Below are 17,701 nucleotides of genomic sequence, written 5' to 3' on the forward strand. Positions count from 1 at the left end.
CCGCGGTGAACTGGCCGCGCTGCCCGAGGCCAAGCGCAGGCGCAGGCTGACCGACCTGATCCGCACCCACGTCACAGCGGTCCTCGGCGCCGGGGCCGGCGACGGCGTCAAACCCGGCCGGGCATTCCGCGACATGGGCTTCGACTCGCTCACCGCCGTTGAACTCCGCAATCGGCTCGGGGCCGCGCTCGGCACCGGACTCTCCGTCACGCTCGTGTTCGACCACCCCACGCCGAACGCGCTCGCCGACCACCTGGGCGCCGAGCTCTTCCCCGCGGACACAGACGTAGGCGCCCTCGACCCCCGGCTGAGGGAGATCGAGGCGGCCCACCGCGCCACCACCGACCCGGCCGCCCGGCAGGAGCTCACCGATGCTCTGCGCGGCCTGCTCGACACCTGGGCGCCACCCACCGACGAGCCCGTCCACACGGTCGTCGACGAGGAGCTGGTCGGTGCCTCCGACCAGGACATGTTCGACCTGATCGACAAGGAACTCGGGATCTCCTGAGCGGTCCCCCCGACACGACTTCCCGATTCTCGAAGGGCTGACTGGCATGGGCAACACGGGTAACACTGGCAATGCGGGCAACATGGGCAATCCTGGCAACGTGGGCACGACCGAGGACCAGCTCCGCGACTACCTCAAGCGCGTCACCACGGACCTGCGCAAGACCCGCAGCAGGCTCACCGACCTGGAGTCGCGGGCGCACGAGCCCATCGCCATCGTGGCCACCGCCTGCCGCATGCCCGGCGCAGTGCGCACCCCGGAGGACCTGTGGCAGGTCGTCGCCGACGGCGTCGACACGGTCTCCGACCTGCCGTCCGACCGCGGCTGGGACATCGAGGCGGTCTACGACCCCGACCCCGACCGCGTCGGCACCAGCTACGTCCGTCAAGGCGCCTTCCTGCACGACGCGGCCGAGTTCGACGCCGGGTTCTTCGAGATATCGCCGCGTGAGGCGACCGCGATGGACCCGCAGCAGCGTCTCCTCCTGGAGACCACCTGGGAGGCGTTCGAGCGGGCCGGCATCAACCCGACGGACCTGCGCGGCAGCGACACCGGCGTCTTCGTCGGCGCCAGCAACCAGGCGTACGCCATCGACGGCACCAACGCTCCCGAAGGCGTCGAGGGCCACCTGCTCACCGGCGGGTCCGCGGCCGTCCTCTCCGGCCGCATCGCCTACAGTTTCGGCTTCGAGGGCCCGGCCGTCAGCCTCGACACCATGTGCTCCTCCTCCCTGGTCGCCCTCCACCTGGCGGTACGGGCCCTGCGTTCCGGCGAATGCTCGATGGCCGTCGCGGGCGGCGCCACCGTCATGGCGACCATGCGCAACTTCGTCGAGTTCAGCCGGCAGCGCGGTCTGGCCGAGGACGGCCGCTGCAAGCCCTTCGCCGCCGGAGCCGACGGCACCGGCTGGGGCGAGGGTGTGGGTGTGCTGCTGTTGGAGCGGTTGTCGGATGCGCGGGCCAAGGGTCATCAGGTGTTGGCGGTGGTGCGTGGTTCGGCGATCAATCAGGACGGTGCGTCGAACGGTTTGACGGCTCCGAACGGTCCTTCGCAGCAGCGGGTGATTCGGGCGGCGTTGGCTGATGCGGGGTTGTCGGGTGCGGATGTGGATGTGGTGGAGGCGCACGGTACGGGGACGAAGTTGGGTGACCCGATCGAGGCGCAGGCGCTGCTGGCGACCTACGGGCAGGAACGCCACGGCGACGATCCGCTCTGGATCGGCTCCCTCAAGTCCAACATCGGCCACACACAGGCCGCATCCGGTGTCGCGGGCGTGATCAAGATGGTCGAGTCGCTCCGGCGCGGCACCGTCCCCCAGTCGCTCCACGGCGAGGAACTCACCCCGCACGTCGACTGGTCCTCCGGCACCCTGCGCCTGCTGACCGAGGCCGTCGACTGGCCCGAGACCGGGCGGCCCCGCCGCGCCGGCGTCTCCTCCTTCGGCGGCAGCGGCACCAACGCCCATGTCGTCCTCGAACAGGCACCGGCTCCCGAACCCGCAGTCGAGAAGGAGGAAGCGTCCGACGCCGTCCTGCCCTGGGTGCTGTCGGCCCGCTCGCAGGCCGCGCTGAAGGAGCAGGCACGGCGACTGGCCGACCGTGTCGAGTCCGCCGATCTGTCCCCCGCGGACATCGCACACTCCCTGCTGGCCGGTCGTGCCGCGCTGGAGGAGCGGGCCGTCGTCGTCGGCTCCGACCGCAACACACTGCTGAACGGTCTGCATGCCCTGGCCCGCGGTGAACAGCCCGCGACTGTCGCCCGCGGCCTCACCGAGAGCCCCGGTGATGTGGTGGATGCGGTGTTTGTGTTTCCGGGGCAGGGGTCGCAGTGGGTGGGGATGGCGGTGGGGTTGTTGGATGCTTCGCCGGTGTTCGCGGCTCGGTTCGTGGAGTGTGGGGCTGCTCTGGAGGGGTTTGTCGAGTGGTCGTTGGTGGATGTGGTGCGGGGGGTGGAGGGTGCGCCCGGGTTGGACCGGGTGGATGTGGTGCAGCCGGTGTTGTGGGCGGTGATGGTGTCGTTGGCTGCGTTGTGGGAGTCGTTCGGGGTGCGGCCGGCTGCGGTGGTGGGGCATTCGCAGGGGGAGATTGCTGCCGCGGTGGTGGCGGGTGCGTTGTCGTTGGTTGATGGTGCGCGGGTGGTGGCGTTGCGGTCGCGGGCGATTGTGGCGTTGGCGGGTCGTGGGGGGATGGTGTCGGTCGGCCTTGATGCTGAGGGTGCGGCTGGGCTGGCGGGGCGGTGGCCGGGTCGGGTGTCGGTGGCTGCGGTGAACGGGCCTGCCTCCACTGTGGTGTCGGGTGATGCGGGCGCGCTGGACGAGCTGGTGGTGTTCGCGGAATCGGCGGGTGTCCGGGTGCGGCGGATCGAGGTGGATTATGCGTCGCATTCGGCTCATGTGGAGTTGATCGAGGGGGAGTTGGCGGAGGTTCTGGCGCCGGTGGTGGCGTTGGAGCCGGTGGTGCCGTTCCTGTCGACGGTGACGGGCGAGTGGATCGATTCGGCGGAGACCGATGCCGGGTACTGGTACCGGAACCTGCGGCAGACGGTGTGTCTGGAGCCGGCGGTGGCCAGGCTCCTCGCGGAGGGGCACGGCGCTTTCCTGGAGATGAGTCCCCACCCGGTGCTGACGGTGCCGGTGACCGAGACCGTCGAAGCGGCCGGCGCGGATGCCGTGGTGGTGGGTTCACTGCGCCGGGGTGAGGGCGGCCTGGAGCGCTTCTCTCTCTCCCTGGCGGAGGCGTGGGCGCATGGTGTGTCCGTGGACTGGACGCCGGCCTTTGAAGGGCTGTCCCCGCGCCGGGTGGATCTGCCGACCTACGCCTTCCAGCGCAGCCGTTACTGGCTGGACGTACCCAAGGCCAAGGCCAAGGCCGAGGCGGTGACGGATCCGGTGGAGGACGAGTTCTGGCGGACCGTCGAGGAAGGCGATGCCGACGGACTCGCCCAGGCTCTCGGCCTGAACACCACCGACGGCCTCGGCGACATCATTCCCGCGCTCTCCGCATGGCACCAGGGGCGGCGGGGCCGCGCCCGGCTCGACAGCTGGCGCTATCGGGTCGTGTGGCGGCCGTACGAACTGCCCGGGACAGCCACGCTCGACGGCACCTGGCTGCTCGCCGTACCCGAAGAACACCTGACGTCCGCGCTGGTCACCGATGTCACCCATGCCCTGGACCGCGCGGGCGCGACCACCGTTGTCCTCGGCATGGCCGCGGACGACCTGGACCGCGGGCGGATCGCCGCACGGCTGGCCGACACCGAGTCCGCCTCCGTGCGGGGCGTCGTCTCCCTGCTGGCCCTCGACGAGCGCCCGGCCCCGGCCCACTCCGGCGCGACCGTGGGCATGGTCTCCTCACTGCTCCTGATCCAGGGTCTGCTGGACGCCGGCATCGAGGCCAGGACGTGGTTCCTGACCAGCGGCGCCGCCACCACCGGCAGCGGTGGTGACACCGTCGCCCACCCCTTGCAGGGTGCTCTCTGGGGACTCGGCCGGGTGATGGCCCTGGAACAGCCCCGGCACTGGGGCGGACTCGTCGACCTCCCCGGCGAACTGGACGACGACAGCGCACGCGGGCTCATCGCCGTCCTCGCCGCCCGGGGCGACGAGGACCAGATCGCCCTGCGCGGCCGGAACGCCCACATCCGCAGGCTGGTCCGCGCGCCCCTCGCCGGCCGCGCCGCGCCGCGCACCTGGCGCACCAGCGGCGCCGCGCTCGTCACCGGAGGCACCGGCGGACTCGGCGCCCACACCGCCCGGCTGCTCGCCCGCAACGGCGCCGAGCACCTGGTGCTGACCAGCCGGCACGGCGCCGAAGCACCCGGCGCGGCGGAGCTGGAGCGCGAACTCACCGGCCTCGGCTGCCGGGTCACCATCGCCGCCTGCGACGTCGCCGACCGGGAGGCACTGCGCCTCCTCGTCGAACAGGCCGAGTCCGACGGGCCCGCCATCCGCACGGTCGTGCACACCGCGGGTGTCGGCATGCTCGCCCCTCTCGCCGAAACCGACCTCGACTTCTTCGCCGAGGGTGCCCGCGCCAAGCTGCTCGGGGCGGCCAACCTCGACGAGATCTTCGACCACGACCGGCTGGACGCCTTCGTCCTGTACTCGTCCGTCGCCGGTACCTGGGGCAGCGGCGACCACGGCGCCTACTCCGCGTCCAACGCCTACGTCGACGCCCTCGCCGAGCACCGCAGAGCCCGTGGCCTGACCGGTACGTCCCTGGCATGGGGCATCTGGAGCCCCGAAGGCGGCGGCATGGCCGTCAACGTCGTACGTGAGCAGCTGCGCTGGCGCGGCATCCCCTTCATGGACGCCGAACTCGCCGTCGCCGGCCTCCAGCAGGCGCTCGACCACGACGAGACCTTCCTCGCCGTCGCCGACATCGACTGGGAGCGCTTCGTCCCCGTCTTCACCGCGGCGCACCCCCGGCCGCTGCTGCACGAGGTCCCCGAGGTCGCCGAGGCGATGAAGGTCGACGAGGCCGTCCTCGACCGGGCCGCCGACCGCCGCGGCGGACTGCGCGCGGAACTCGCCGCCCTGCCGGCCGCCGAACGCGACCGCGCCCTGGCCGACGTGGTACGCGGCCAGGTCGCCGCCGTCCTCGGCCACAGCGACAGCAACGACATCCCCCCCACCCGGGCCTTCCGCGAACTGGGCTTCGACTCCCTCACCGCGGTCGAACTGCGCAACCGGCTCAACGAGGCGACGGGGCTGGCCCTGCCCGCCACCATCGTCTTCGACCACCCCAACATCCGCGACCTCGTACGCCACCTGCGCGGCCTGCTCGTCGACGACTCCGCCGACGAGCAGGCCGCCGTACTCCCGGCCACCGCGGCGGACCGACGGGCGCACGAGGACGAGCCGATCGCGATCGTCTCCATGGGCTGCCGCTTCCCCGGCGGAGCGCACTCGCCCGACGACTTCTGGCGGCTCGTCCTGGACGAGACCGACGCCATATCGTCGCTCCCTGCCGACCGCGGCTGGGACCTCGACGCGCTCTACGACCCCGACCCCGACCGGGCCGGCACCAGCTATGTCCGCGAGGGCGGGTTCCTGCACGACGCGGCCGAGTTCGACGCCGGGTTCTTCGGTATCTCGCCGCGTGAGGCGATCGCGATGGACCCGCAGCAGCGGCTCCTGCTGGAGACCACCTGGGAGACCCTGGAACGCGCGGGCATCGCGCCCGACAGCCTGCACGGCAGCGACACCGGAGTCTTCGTCGGCGTCTCCCACCAGGGCTACGGTGCGACCGGCGACGTACCGGACGGCCTCGAAGGCCATCTGATCACCGGCACCGTCACCAGCATCGCCTCCGGCCGTATCTCCTACACGCTCGGCCTGGAAGGCCCCGCCGTGACCATGGACACCGGCTGCTCCTCCGCACTCGTCGCCATGCACCTGGCCATGCGCTCCCTGCGGTCCGGGGAGTGCTCCCTCGCCCTGACCGGCGGCGCCGCCGTCATGGGCGAGCCGATCGGGCTGGTCGGCTTCAGCCGCCAGCGCGGTCTCGCGATGGACGGCCGCTGCAAGGCGTTCGGCGCGGGTGCCGACGGCATGGGCATGGCCGAGGGTGTGGGTGTGCTGTTGCTGGAGCGGTTGTCGGATGCGCGGGCCAAGGGTCATCAGGTGTTGGCGGTGGTGCGTGGTTCGGCGATCAATCAGGACGGTGCCTCCAACGGTCTCACCGCCCCCAACGGCCGCTCCCAGCAGCGGGTGATTCGGGCGGCGTTGGCTGATGCGGGGTTGTCGGGTGCGGATGTGGATGTGGTGGAGGCGCACGGTACGGGGACGAAGTTGGGTGACCCGATCGAGGCGCAGGCGCTGCTGGCGACCTACGGGCAGGAGCGGGCCGGGGACCGGCCGCTGTGGCTTGGGTCGGTGAAGTCCAACATCGGTCACACGCAGGCCGCTTCGGGTATGGCCGGTGTCATCAAGATGGTCCAGGCGATGCGACACGGCACCCTGCCCAAGTCCCTGCACGCGGCCGAGGTCTCCCCGATCGTCGACTGGCCCGCCGGTCAGGTCGCGGTCCTCACCGAGGCCCGTCCATGGGAGCGGGACGACAGGCGCCGCGCCGGCGTCTCCTCCTTCGGCGTGAGCGGCACCAACGCCCACATCATCCTCGAAGAGGACGGTCCGCTCCCCGTGGAGGAACCGGCGCGGACCGCCGGTGACCGCCTGGGCGCGGTGGCTCCCTGGCTGGTCTCCGCCCGCTCGGAGAAAGCCCTGCGCGCCCAGGCCGCGCAGTTGCTGACCCACCTGGAGAGCACGGGCGACGACCTGGTCGACATCGCCCACTCGCTGCTGACCGGTCGTGCCGCGCTGGAGGAGCGGGCCGTCGTCGTCGGCTCCGACCGCGAGAGCCTCGCCGCCTCGCTGCGCGCCCTGGCGGCCGGAACCGCCGACACGAACCTGACCCGAGGCACCGCGCAGCGCGTCGGTGACGCCGTCGACACGGTGTTTGTGTTTCCGGGGCAGGGGTCGCAGTGGGTGGGGATGGCGGTGGGGTTGTTGGATGCTTCGCCGGTGTTCGCGGCTCGGTTCGTGGAGTGTGGGGCTGCTCTGGAGGGGTTTGTCGAGTGGTCGTTGGTGGATGTGGTGCGGGGGGTGGAGGGTGCGCCCGGGTTGGACCGGGTGGATGTGGTGCAGCCGGTGTTGTGGGCGGTGATGGTGTCGTTGGCTGCGTTGTGGGAGTCGTTCGGGGTGCGGCCGGCTGCGGTGGTGGGGCATTCGCAGGGGGAGATTGCTGCCGCGGTGGTGGCGGGTGCGTTGTCGTTGGTTGATGGTGCGCGGGTGGTGGCGTTGCGGTCGCGGGCGATTGTGGCGTTGGCGGGTCGTGGGGGGATGGTGTCGGTCGGCCTTGATGCTGAGGGTGCGGCTGGGCTGGCGGGGCGGTGGCCGGGTCGGGTGTCGGTGGCTGCGGTGAACGGGCCTGCCTCCACTGTGGTGTCGGGTGATGCGGGCGCGCTGGACGAGCTGGTGGTGTTCGCGGAATCGGCGGGTGTCCGGGTGCGGCGGATCGAGGTGGATTATGCGTCGCATTCGGCTCATGTGGAGTTGATCGAGGGGGAGTTGGCGGAGGTTCTGGCGCCGGTGGTGGCGTTGGAGCCGGTGGTGCCGTTCCTGTCGACGGTGACGGGCGAGTGGATCGATTCGGCGGAGACCGATGCCGGGTACTGGTACCGGAACCTGCGGCAGACGGTGCGTCTGGAGCCGGCAGTACGGCGGTTGGCGGAGTCGGGCCATGGTGCGTTTGTGGAGATGAGTCCGCATCCGGTGCTGACGGTGCCGGTGACCGAGACCGTCGAAGCGGCCGGCGCGGATGCCGTGGTGGTGGGTTCACTGCGCCGGGGTGAGGGCGGTCTCGACCGGTTCTGCCTCTCGTTGGGCGAGGCGTGGACGCGGGGAGTGTCCGTGGACTGGGCGCCGGTCTTCGAGGGGCTGTCCCCGCGCCGCGTGGATCTGCCGACGTATGCCTTCCAGCGCAGCCGCTACTGGCTCGAGCCCACGGCCCGGGAGACCGTCGTCGACGGGAACCCGGGTGTGCTCGACGACGGCTTCTGGAACAGCGTCGAGAGCCACGACCTGGACTCCCTCGCCGAGAGCCTCGGCATGGAGGACGTGCGGTCGCTGGCCGAGGTCGTGCCCGCGTTGTCGTCGTGGCGGCGCGACCGGATCAACCGCTCCACCCTGGACGCCTGGCGCTACCGGGTCGCCTGGCGGCCCAACACCGGGCGAGCCGCACGGGCCGCAGACCTCACGGGCACCTGGCTGGTCGTCGTCCCCGCGGGACACGAGTCCGACCCCCTCGTCCGACAGGTGTCCGCGGCCCTCGACGAGCGGTCGGCCGGAGCACGCCTCCTCGTCGCCGGGGGGCCCGCCGCCGAGCGCGACCGTATGGCCGACTTGATCCGGCAGCAGACCGACGGCACCGAGATCGGCGGAGTACTCTCGCTGCTCGCCCTGGACGAGTCCCCCTGGTCCGCGGAAGGCGTCCTGCCCACCGGCCTGGTGCTGACCGCCTCCCTGCTCCAGGCGCTCGGCGACGTCCGGCTCGACGCGCCCGTCTGGTGCGCCACGCGCGGTGCCGTCTCCGTCCACCGCCGCGAGCGGCTGAACCACCCGCTCCAGGCGATGACCTTGGGTCTCGGCCGCATCGCGGCCCTGGAGTACCCTCAGCGCTGGGGCGGCCTGATCGACCTGCCCGACACACTCGACGACCGTGCCGCCTCCCGGCTGGTCGACGGGCTGTCCGGGACCATGGAGGAGGACCACCTCGCGGTGCGCGGATCGGGCATCTTCGCCCGGAGGCTGGTGCGCGCCGGTGAGGGACCGCGCCCCGAGGGCCGGTGGCAGCCGTCCGGCACCGTCCTCGTCACCGGAGGCACCGGCGGGCTCGGCCGCCACGTCGCCCGCTGGCTGGCCCGCGGCGGCGCCGAGCACCTGGTGCTCGCCTCACGGCGCGGCCCGGCCGCCCCCGGCGCCGACGAACTCGTCGCGGAACTGGCCGAACTGGGCACCCCCGCGACGGTGGTCGCCTGCGACGTCGCCGACACCGACGCGGTACGGCGGCTCGTCGACGACCTGCCCGGCGGCGGCACCCTCACCGCGGTCGTGCACACCGCGGGCGTCATCGACGACGGTGTCATCGACGCGCTCACTCCACAGCGCGCCCACGGCGTCATGCGCCCCAAGGCCGATGCCGCACTCGCTCTCGACGCCGCCACCCGCCACCTCGACCTGGACGCGTTCGTGCTGTTCTCGTCCATGGCCGGCACCCTCGGCGGCCCCGGACAGGGCAGCTACGCCGCAGCCAACGCCTTCCTCGACGCCCTGGCCGCCCGCCGCCGGGCCGAGGGACTGCCCGCCACCTCCGTCGGCTGGGGTACGTGGGCGGGCGGCGGCATGGTCGGGGAGGAGGTCGCCGAGCGGCTCCGCCGCGACGGCGTGCCCCCCATGGACCCCGACCTGGCCATCGCCTCCCTGCAGAAGGCCCTCGACCAGGACGAGGAGTTCCTGATCGTCGCCGACGTCGACTGGAAGCTCATCACGGTCCGCGCGTTCGCCGCGCTGCGCGAGGTCTCCGAGGCCCGCAAGGCCGTCGCGACGGGCGGCGACGAGAAGAAGGAGGCCGACAACGCCGACGGGCCGCCCCTCGTGCGCCGGCTGGCCGCGCTGGCCCCCGCCGAGCGCCGCGCCGCGCTGCTCGCCGAGGTACGCGCGCAGGCCGCCGCCGTCCTCGGGCACGCCGACCCCGACGCCGTCCCCGACGGGCGTGCCTTCCGGGACCTCGGCTTCGACTCGCTGACCGCGGTCGAACTACGCAACCGGTTCTCCGAGGCCACCGGGCTGCGACTGCCGGTCACCCTCGCCTTCGACCACCCCTCCGCGAACGCCCTCGCCACCCATCTGGACCAGGAGCTGTTCGCCGCCGACGCGACCACCGAACCCCTGCCGCAGCTGCCGACGGCCGCCGTCGACGACGACCCCGTCGTCATCGTCGGCATGAGCTGCCGCTTCCCCGGCGACGTCACCTCCCCGGAAGACCTGTGGCGACTGGTCGCCGAGGGCACCGACGCCATCACCCCCTTCCCCGCCGACCGCGGCTGGAACGTCGACCACCTCTACGACCCCGACCCCGACCGCACCGGCCACTCGTACACCCGGCACGGCGGATTCCTGCACGACGCGGCCGAGTTCGACCCCGCGTTCTTCGGGATCGCGCCCCGCGAGGCCGTCGCCATCGACCCGCAGCACCGGCTGCTCCTCGAGACTTCCTGGGAAGCGTTCGAACGCGCCGGGATCGAACCCGACCGGATGCGCGGCGCCCGGGCGGGAGTGTTCATCGGCTCCAACTACAACGACTACGGCAGCCGAGCCCGCCGAGCCCCCGAGGGACTGGAGGGCTACCTCGCCACCGGCAGCGCCGGCAGCGTCGCCTCCGGCCGTATCGCCTACACCTTCGGCCTGGAGGGGCCGGCCGTCACCGTCGACACCGCCTGCTCCTCCTCCCTGGTCGCCCTGCACCTCGCCGCGCAGGCACTGCGGTCCGGAGAGTGTGAACTCGCCCTGGCCGGCGGCGTCACCGTGATCTCCACCCCCGACACCTTCGTCGAGTTCAGCAGGCAGCGCGCCCTGTCGCCCGACGGACGCTGCAAGCCGTTCTCCGCCGAGGCGGACGGCGCCGGCTGGGCCGAAGGCGTCGGCCTGCTCCTGCTGGAGCGCCTCTCCGACGCCCGCCGCCACGGGCACCCCGTGCTCGCCACCGTCGCCGCGACCGCCGTCAACCAGGACGGCGCCTCCAACGGCCTGACCGCGCCCAGCGGACCGGCCCAGCAGCGCGTCATCCGGCAGGCGCTGGCCTCCGCCGGGCTCTCTCCCAAGGACGTGGACGCCGTGGAGGCGCACGGCACCGGCACCACCCTCGGCGACCCCATCGAGGCCCAGGCCCTGCTCGCCGTCTACGGCCAGGACCGGCCCGCCGAACGCCCGCTGTGGCTGGGCGCGCTGAAGTCCAACATCGGCCACACCCAGGCCGCGTCCGGCGTCGCGGGCGTGATCAAGATGGTGATGGCGATGCGGCACGGCGTGCTGCCGCGCACCCTGCACGCCGAGGACCCCTCCCCGCACATCGACTGGTCCTCCGGCGCCGTACGCCTGCTGCACGAGGAGCGTGACTGGACGCCCGGTGACACCCCGCGCCGCGCGGGCGTCTCCGCCTTCGGCGTCTCCGGAACCAACGCCCACGTCATCCTCCAGGAACCGGACAGCCCCGCGCCCACGGAGCCGCGCCCGGCCGGCACAACCTCCGGGGCCCTGCCCTGGCTGCTGTCCGCCCGCGGCACCGCCGCACTGCGCGCCCAGGCCCGCCGCCTCCTCGACCACATCGCCGCCCGCCCGGAGACGGAGCCGGCCGACCTCGCCCTGTCCCTGGCCACCACCCGCGCCCACCACGACGACCGGGCGGGCGTCGTCGCCGACGGCACCGACGCCCTCGCCGAGGCGCTCACCGCCCTCGCCGAGGGACGCGAGAACCCGCTCCTCGTCACCGGCCGGGCCCGCGGCGGCAGGACGGCCTTCCTCTTCTCCGGTCAGGGCGCCCAGCGGGCAGCCGCCGGCCGCGCGCTGTACGAGCGCTACGAGGTGTTCGCCGACGCCCTCGACGAGGTCTGTGCCCACCTCGACGCCCACCTCGACCAGCCGCTGCGGGACGTGATGTTCGCCGAGCCGGGCACCCCGCAGGCCGCCCTGCTCGACCGCACCGCCTACACCCAGGCCGCGCTCTTCGCCGTCCAAGTCGCCCTGTACCGGCTCCTGGAGAGCCTGGACGTACGGCCCGACGCGCTGCTCGGCCACTCCGTGGGCGAGATCGCCGCGGCCCATGTCGCGGGCGTCCTCACCCTGGAGGACGCCTGCCGCCTCGTCGCCGTACGCGGCACCCTGATGGGGGACCTCCCGGCGGGCGGCGCCATGGTGTCCGTCCAGGCCGGCGAGGACGAGGTGACCCCACTGCTCGCCGCCCACGAGGGCCGGGCCGCCGTCGCCGCACTCAACAGCGCGCTCGCCACCGTCCTGTCCGGCGACGAGGACGCCGTCCTCGCGGTCGCCGCCGAACTGGCCGCCCAGGGCCGCAAGACGCACCGCCTCAAGGTCAGCCACGCCTTCCACTCGCACCACATGGACGGCATGCTCGACGTGTTCGCCGCGCACACCGCGGAACTCGGCCACGCGACCCCCGCCGTACCGGTGGTGTCCACCCTCACCGGACGCCCCGTCACCGCCGACGAACCCTTCGACGGCGCCTACTGGGTGCGTCAGGTCCGTGCGGGCGTCCGCTTCCGCGACGGGATCCGCGCCCTGGAGGAACAGGGCATCACCACCTATGTCGAGATCGGACCGGGTGACGTCCTCACCGCGCTCGCCGGCGACTGCGTCGAGGGCGACGCCACCCTCGTGCCGACCCTGAGCCGGGACACCGAGGAAGGAGCGTCACTGACCTCCGCCCTGGCCCGGCTGCACACCCACGGCCACCGCGTCGACTGGGACAGCTGGTTCGCCCCCACCGGAGCCCACCGCACCGACCTGCCCACCTACCCCTTCCAGCGACGCACCTACTGGCTGGAGAGCACCGGCGCCGACACCCTCCGCACCGACCTGGAACAGGTGGGTCACCAGCTGGTGACCGCGGCCGTCCCCCTCGCCGACAGCTCCGGAGTCGTCCTGACCGGAACCGTCTCCGTCCAGGACCGGCCCTGGCTCGCCGACCACGCACTCGCCGGCCGTGTCCTCTTCCCCGGCACCGCCTTCCTCGACCTCGCCATGGAGGCATGCGCCCACGTCGGAGCCGCCCGCATCACCGACCTCACCCTGCAGACCCCGCTGGTCCTCTCCGAGCACGCGGGCGTCCACCTCCAGGTCGCCGTCGGCGCACCCGACGGCGACGGCAACCGAGCCCTGACCGTGCACTCCCGGCCCGCCACCGGCGGCGACACCGCCCAGGACCCCTGGACCCGGCACGCCGCGGGCACCCTCAGCGACACCCCGGCAGCCACCGCCGCACCCCTGGGCGCCGCCTGGCCGCCGCCGGGCGCCACGCCCGTCGACGTGACCGGCCTGTACGAGCGCATCGCCGAGGGCGGCTTCGTCTACGGCCCGGCCTTCCGCGGCCTGCGCGCGGCCTGGCGGGACGGCGACACCGTGTACGCGGAGATCGCCCCCGAGGACGGCGAGCACCTTCAGGGCACCGACCGCTTTCGTGTGCACCCCGCCCTGCTGGACGCGGCCCTGCACACGGTGGCTCTCGCCGCCGCCGGCGACACCGGCACGGTCGTCCCGTTCACCTTCTCGGACGTCACCGTGCACAGCGTCGGATCCACCGCCCTGCGCGTCCGTCTCGTCCCGGCCGCCGAGGAGCACGCCTACCGGGTGACCCTCCTCGACGGAGCCGGAATCCCGGTCGCCGACATCGACACCCTCGCCCTGCGCCCCGTCGACACCAGCGCGCTGCCGGCCGCCCCCGGCCGCGGGGCGCTGCACCGGATCCGCTGGACACCCGTCGCCCTCGGCGCACCCCCCGCCGGACCACGGCACCTCGTCGGCAGCGCCGTCCCGCCCGCCGCACCGGCACTCGCGGACGCCCTCCACCACGCCGACGCCGCCGCGCTCCTGACGGCCGTGGCCGACACGGCCGTACCCCCGACCGTCCTCGCCGCGCTGCCCGACACCGGCGAGGACACCGATCTCGCCGTCGCCGCCCGGCACACCTCCCACCACGCCCTCGGCCTGGTCACGGACTGGCTCGCCCACGACGGCCTCGCCGGCTCCCGGCTGGTGGTGCTCACCCGGCACGCCGTCAGCACCTCACCCGACGACGCGCCGCGCACCGACCCCGCCCAGGCGGCCGTCTGGGGCCTGATCCGCGCGGCACGCGCCGAGAACCCCGGCCGCTTCGCCCTCGTCGACCACGACGGCAGCGCGGCCTCGCTCGCCGTGCTGCCCGCCGTACTGGCCCTGGGCGACAGTGAGATCGCCCTGCGCGAGGGCACCGCACTCACTTCCCGCCTCACCCGCACCACCCCGGCGGACACACCCGTCGGCACCTCGGCGGGCACACCCGGCGACGGCACCGTCCTGGTCACCGGGGCCGGGGGAGTCCTCGGCCGGCGGATCGCCCGCCACCTGGCCACCGTCCACGGCGTCCGCTCCCTGGTGCTGGCCGGGCGACGCGGCGCCGCCGCCGACGGCATGACCGAACTCCACGAGGAACTCACCGGCCACGGCGCACACGTGACCGTCGCGGCCTGTGATGTCGCCGACCGTGCCGCCCTGACCGCGCTGCTCGACGGCATCCCCGCCGACCGTCCGCTGACCGCGGTCGTCCACACGGCCGGCGTCCTCGACGACGGCATCGTGCAGTCCCTCACCCCCGAGCGCGTCGACACGGTACTGCGCGCCAAGGCCGACGCGACCGTGCTGCTGGAACAGCTCACCCGCGACACCGGCGCCGCACTCGTGCTGTTCTCCTCGCTCGCGGGGACACTCGGCGGCGTCGGCCAGGGCAACTACTCGGCGGCCAACGCCTTCCTCGATGCCTTCGCCGCCCGCTGTGCCGCGCACGGACGCCGCGTCCAGTCCCTCGCCTGGGGCCTGTGGGCCGAACGCAGCGGCATGACCGGCAAGCTCGGCGAGGCCGACCTGCGCCGCATCGCCCGCAGCGGACTGCGTCCGATGGACACCGCCGACGCGCTCGCTCTGCTCGACGCCGCACTGCGTTCCCCGGAGCCCTGGTACGCGCCCGCCGACCTCGACCCGGTCGCCCTGCGCGCCTCCGACGGCTCCGTGCCCGACCTGGTCTGCGACCTCGTCGGGGCCCGCACCGGACGCCCCGCCGCCCAGGAGGCCGCCACACCCGCGGCGCCCGCCGAGGGTGAGCTGCGCGCACGCCTCGCCGCACTCGCCCCGGGTTCCCGGCACGACGCCGTCCTGGACGCCGTGCTCGCCCAGGCCGCCCTGGTCATCGGCCACGACAGCCCCGACTCCATCGACCCCGAAGGAGGCTTCCTCGACAGCGGATTCAACTCGCTCACCGCCGTCGAACTCCGCAACCGCATCGGTGCCCTCGCGGGCGTACGACTGCCCGCGACGCTCATGTTCGACCACCCCACGCCGCAGCGGCTCGCCGCGCATCTCCTGGAGCGCATCGCCCCCGCCGACCTGCCCGCCGCGTCCCCGGTACTCGACCAGCTCGACGCCCTGGAGGCCCAGCTCACCGGATCAGCGGTGGACGCGGCCCTCCAGGACAGGCTCCGCAGCCGGCTGCACGGCCTGCTGGCCCGGCTGGACGACGTCCCGGCGCCCACCGCGCCCGCCGACACCGCGGGAACGCCGGCGGCAGGGGCGTCCGCCGACGAAGTCTCCGACGACGAGCTGCGCGCCTTCCTGGAGGGCGACCTCGACGAGGCCTGAACCGACAGGCCGGGCCGTCCGGGCCCTGACACACCGTCAGGACCCGGACGGCCACCACCTCCCACCCACCACCTCCCACCCACCACCTCCCACCCACCACCTCCCACCCACCACCTCCCACCCACCACCTCCCACCCACCACCTCCCACCTGGATGGAACAGTGAAGGCTCTCGTGCTCGCGGGGGGATCCGGTACGCGCCTGCGACCGATCACCCACACCTCCAGCAAACAGCTGGTCCCGGTCTCCAACAAACCGATCCTCTTCTACGGCCTCGAAGCCATCGCCGCCGCGGGCATCACCGACGTCGGCGTCATCGTCGGCAGCACCGCCCCGGAGATCCAGGCCGCCGTCGGCGACGGCTCCGCCTTCGGCCTGGACATCACCTACATCCAGCAGAGCGAACCCCTCGGGCTCGCCCACGCCGTCCTCGTCGCCGAATCCTTCCTCGGCGACGACGACTTCGTCATGTACCTCGGAGACAACTTCGTCCTCGACGGCATCAGCGACGTCGTCGACGAGTTCCGCAAGGACCCGCCCGACGCACAGGTCCTCCTCACCCGCGTCAGTGACCCGACGGCCTTCGGTGTCGCGGTCATCGACGACCAGGGCAACGTCGTCGACCTCGAGGAGAAGCCCCGCGAACCGCGCAGCGACCTCGCCGTCGCCGGCGTGTACCTCTTCACGACCGCCGTCCACGAGGCCGTCCGGGCCATCCGGCCCTCCCCCCTGGGCGAACTCGAGATCACCGACGCCCTCCAGTGGATGATCGACCAGGGCATGACCGTGCGCTCCACGGTCATCACCGGCTACTGGAAGGACACCGGCAACGTCACCGACATGCTGGAGGTCAACCGCACCCTCCTGGAGCGCCTCCAGCCCCGCGTCGACGGCTTCGTGGACGAGGAGAGCGAGATCATCGGACGCGTCCGGATCGAGGCGGGCGCCGAGGTCCACCGCTCCCGCATCGTCGGCCCCGTGATCATCGGCGCCGGGAGCATCGTCACCGACTCCTACATCGGTCCTTCCACGTCGGTCGCGGAGCAGTGCCACATCTCCCACAGCGAGATCGAGTACTCCATCGTGCTGCGAGAGTCGTCCTTCGACCGCATCCGCCGCGTGGCCGCATCCCTCGTCGGACGCAATGTCAAGGTCACCCTGGCACCCCGGCTGCCCGCCACCCACCGCCTCGTCATCGGCGACCACGGGCAGGTCCAGATCTCCTCATGAACCCGATCCGCCTGCTCGTCGTCACCGCCGTCGACGTCGAACGCGACGCCGTCGCGCGCGGCCTCGGCCCCACCGCGCCGGTCCGCTGCCCCGGTCTGCCGGGCCGCGAGATGATCAGGATCAACCACCCCTCGGGCAGCACCGGCCAAGGTGTCGCCTGCGGACCGTCGCCCGTCCGGCACCAGCCGTTGAGCGCGGACCTGGTGGCCGGGGGAGTGGGCCCGGCCGCCGCGGCGGCCGCCACCGACGCGGCTCTCACCGTGGCGGCCGTCCACCGGGACCCGTACCACCTCGTCATCTCCGCCGGCATCGCGGGCGGGTTCGCGCCCGTCGCCGCCCCGGGCTCCGTCGTCGTCGCCGACCGCGTCATCGCCGCCGATCTGGGCTGCGAGACCCCCGACGGGTTCCTGTCCGCCGACAGCCTCGGATTCGGCGTCTGCGAGCACCCGTGCGCGCCGCATCTGGCCGCGGCCGTCGCCCGTGCCCTCGGCGCCGTCCACGCACCCGTGCTGACCGTCTCCACCGTCACGGGAACCGCGGAACGCGCACACGCCCTGCGGCGGCGCCACGCCGCCGCCGCCGAGGCGATGGAGGGCTTCGGCGTCGCCGAGGCCGCCGCCGTCCACGGTGTCCCGCTGCTGGAGATCCGCACCATCTCCAACGCGGTCGGCCCCCGTGACCGCGCGGCCTGGCGCGTTCCCGAAGCCCTCGCCGCCCTCCGGGACGCCTTCGCCGCCCTGACCACCCTGCTCTCCCTCGGCGCCCCGCCCCCGTACACCTGAGCCCGCCAGGGCCCCGGACCTCCGTGCGCGCGATACGGCCGTCCGGGTACCGCCCGACCCCCGTCGCCTCCCGGTCACCGCTCCTGCCTGCGTGAACGGCGACCGAGCAGGATTTCCAAGGGTTTCCCCAGAGAACCCCGCCGGGGGCCGAAAAAGGATCGCGGCCCGGGTCATGCTGTCCCCACCGCACGAGGAGCACACCGCCGGCCGGGCCGCCACC

At 73.2% G+C, this 17,701-nt stretch carries 3 protein-coding genes and 1 pseudogene; all 4 read left to right on the top strand.

The genetic code is table 11. The features are described from left to right. Positions 1-67: 67 nt before the first annotated feature. Positions 68-508 (top strand): annotated as a pseudogene (locus HUV60_RS29540) (phosphopantetheine-binding protein); the annotation flags it as partial. Positions 509-590: 82 nt separating this feature from the next. Beyond that, on the top strand, positions 591-15,470 hold the full coding sequence (locus tag HUV60_RS29545) for a type I polyketide synthase (RefSeq protein WP_443047557.1): 14,880 nt from the start codon (positions 591-593) through the stop codon (positions 15,468-15,470). Between the two features lie 161 nt (positions 15,471-15,631). Then, entirely contained in the window at positions 15,632-16,699 is a 1,068-nt protein-coding gene (locus HUV60_RS29550; RefSeq protein ID WP_257851404.1) for a glucose-1-phosphate thymidylyltransferase, read from the top strand. Positions 16,700-16,704: 5 nt separating this feature from the next. Further along, positions 16,705-17,481 carry a futalosine hydrolase gene (locus HUV60_RS29555; protein ID WP_257851789.1) on the top strand — a complete coding sequence of 259 codons (777 nt, stop codon included), beginning with the start codon at positions 16,705-16,707 and terminating at the stop codon, positions 17,479-17,481. Positions 17,482-17,701: the final 220 nt, after the last annotated feature.

It is taken from the genome of Streptomyces sp. KMM 9044, from assembly GCF_024701375.2.
Taxonomy (GTDB): domain Bacteria; phylum Actinomycetota; class Actinomycetes; order Streptomycetales; family Streptomycetaceae; genus Streptomyces.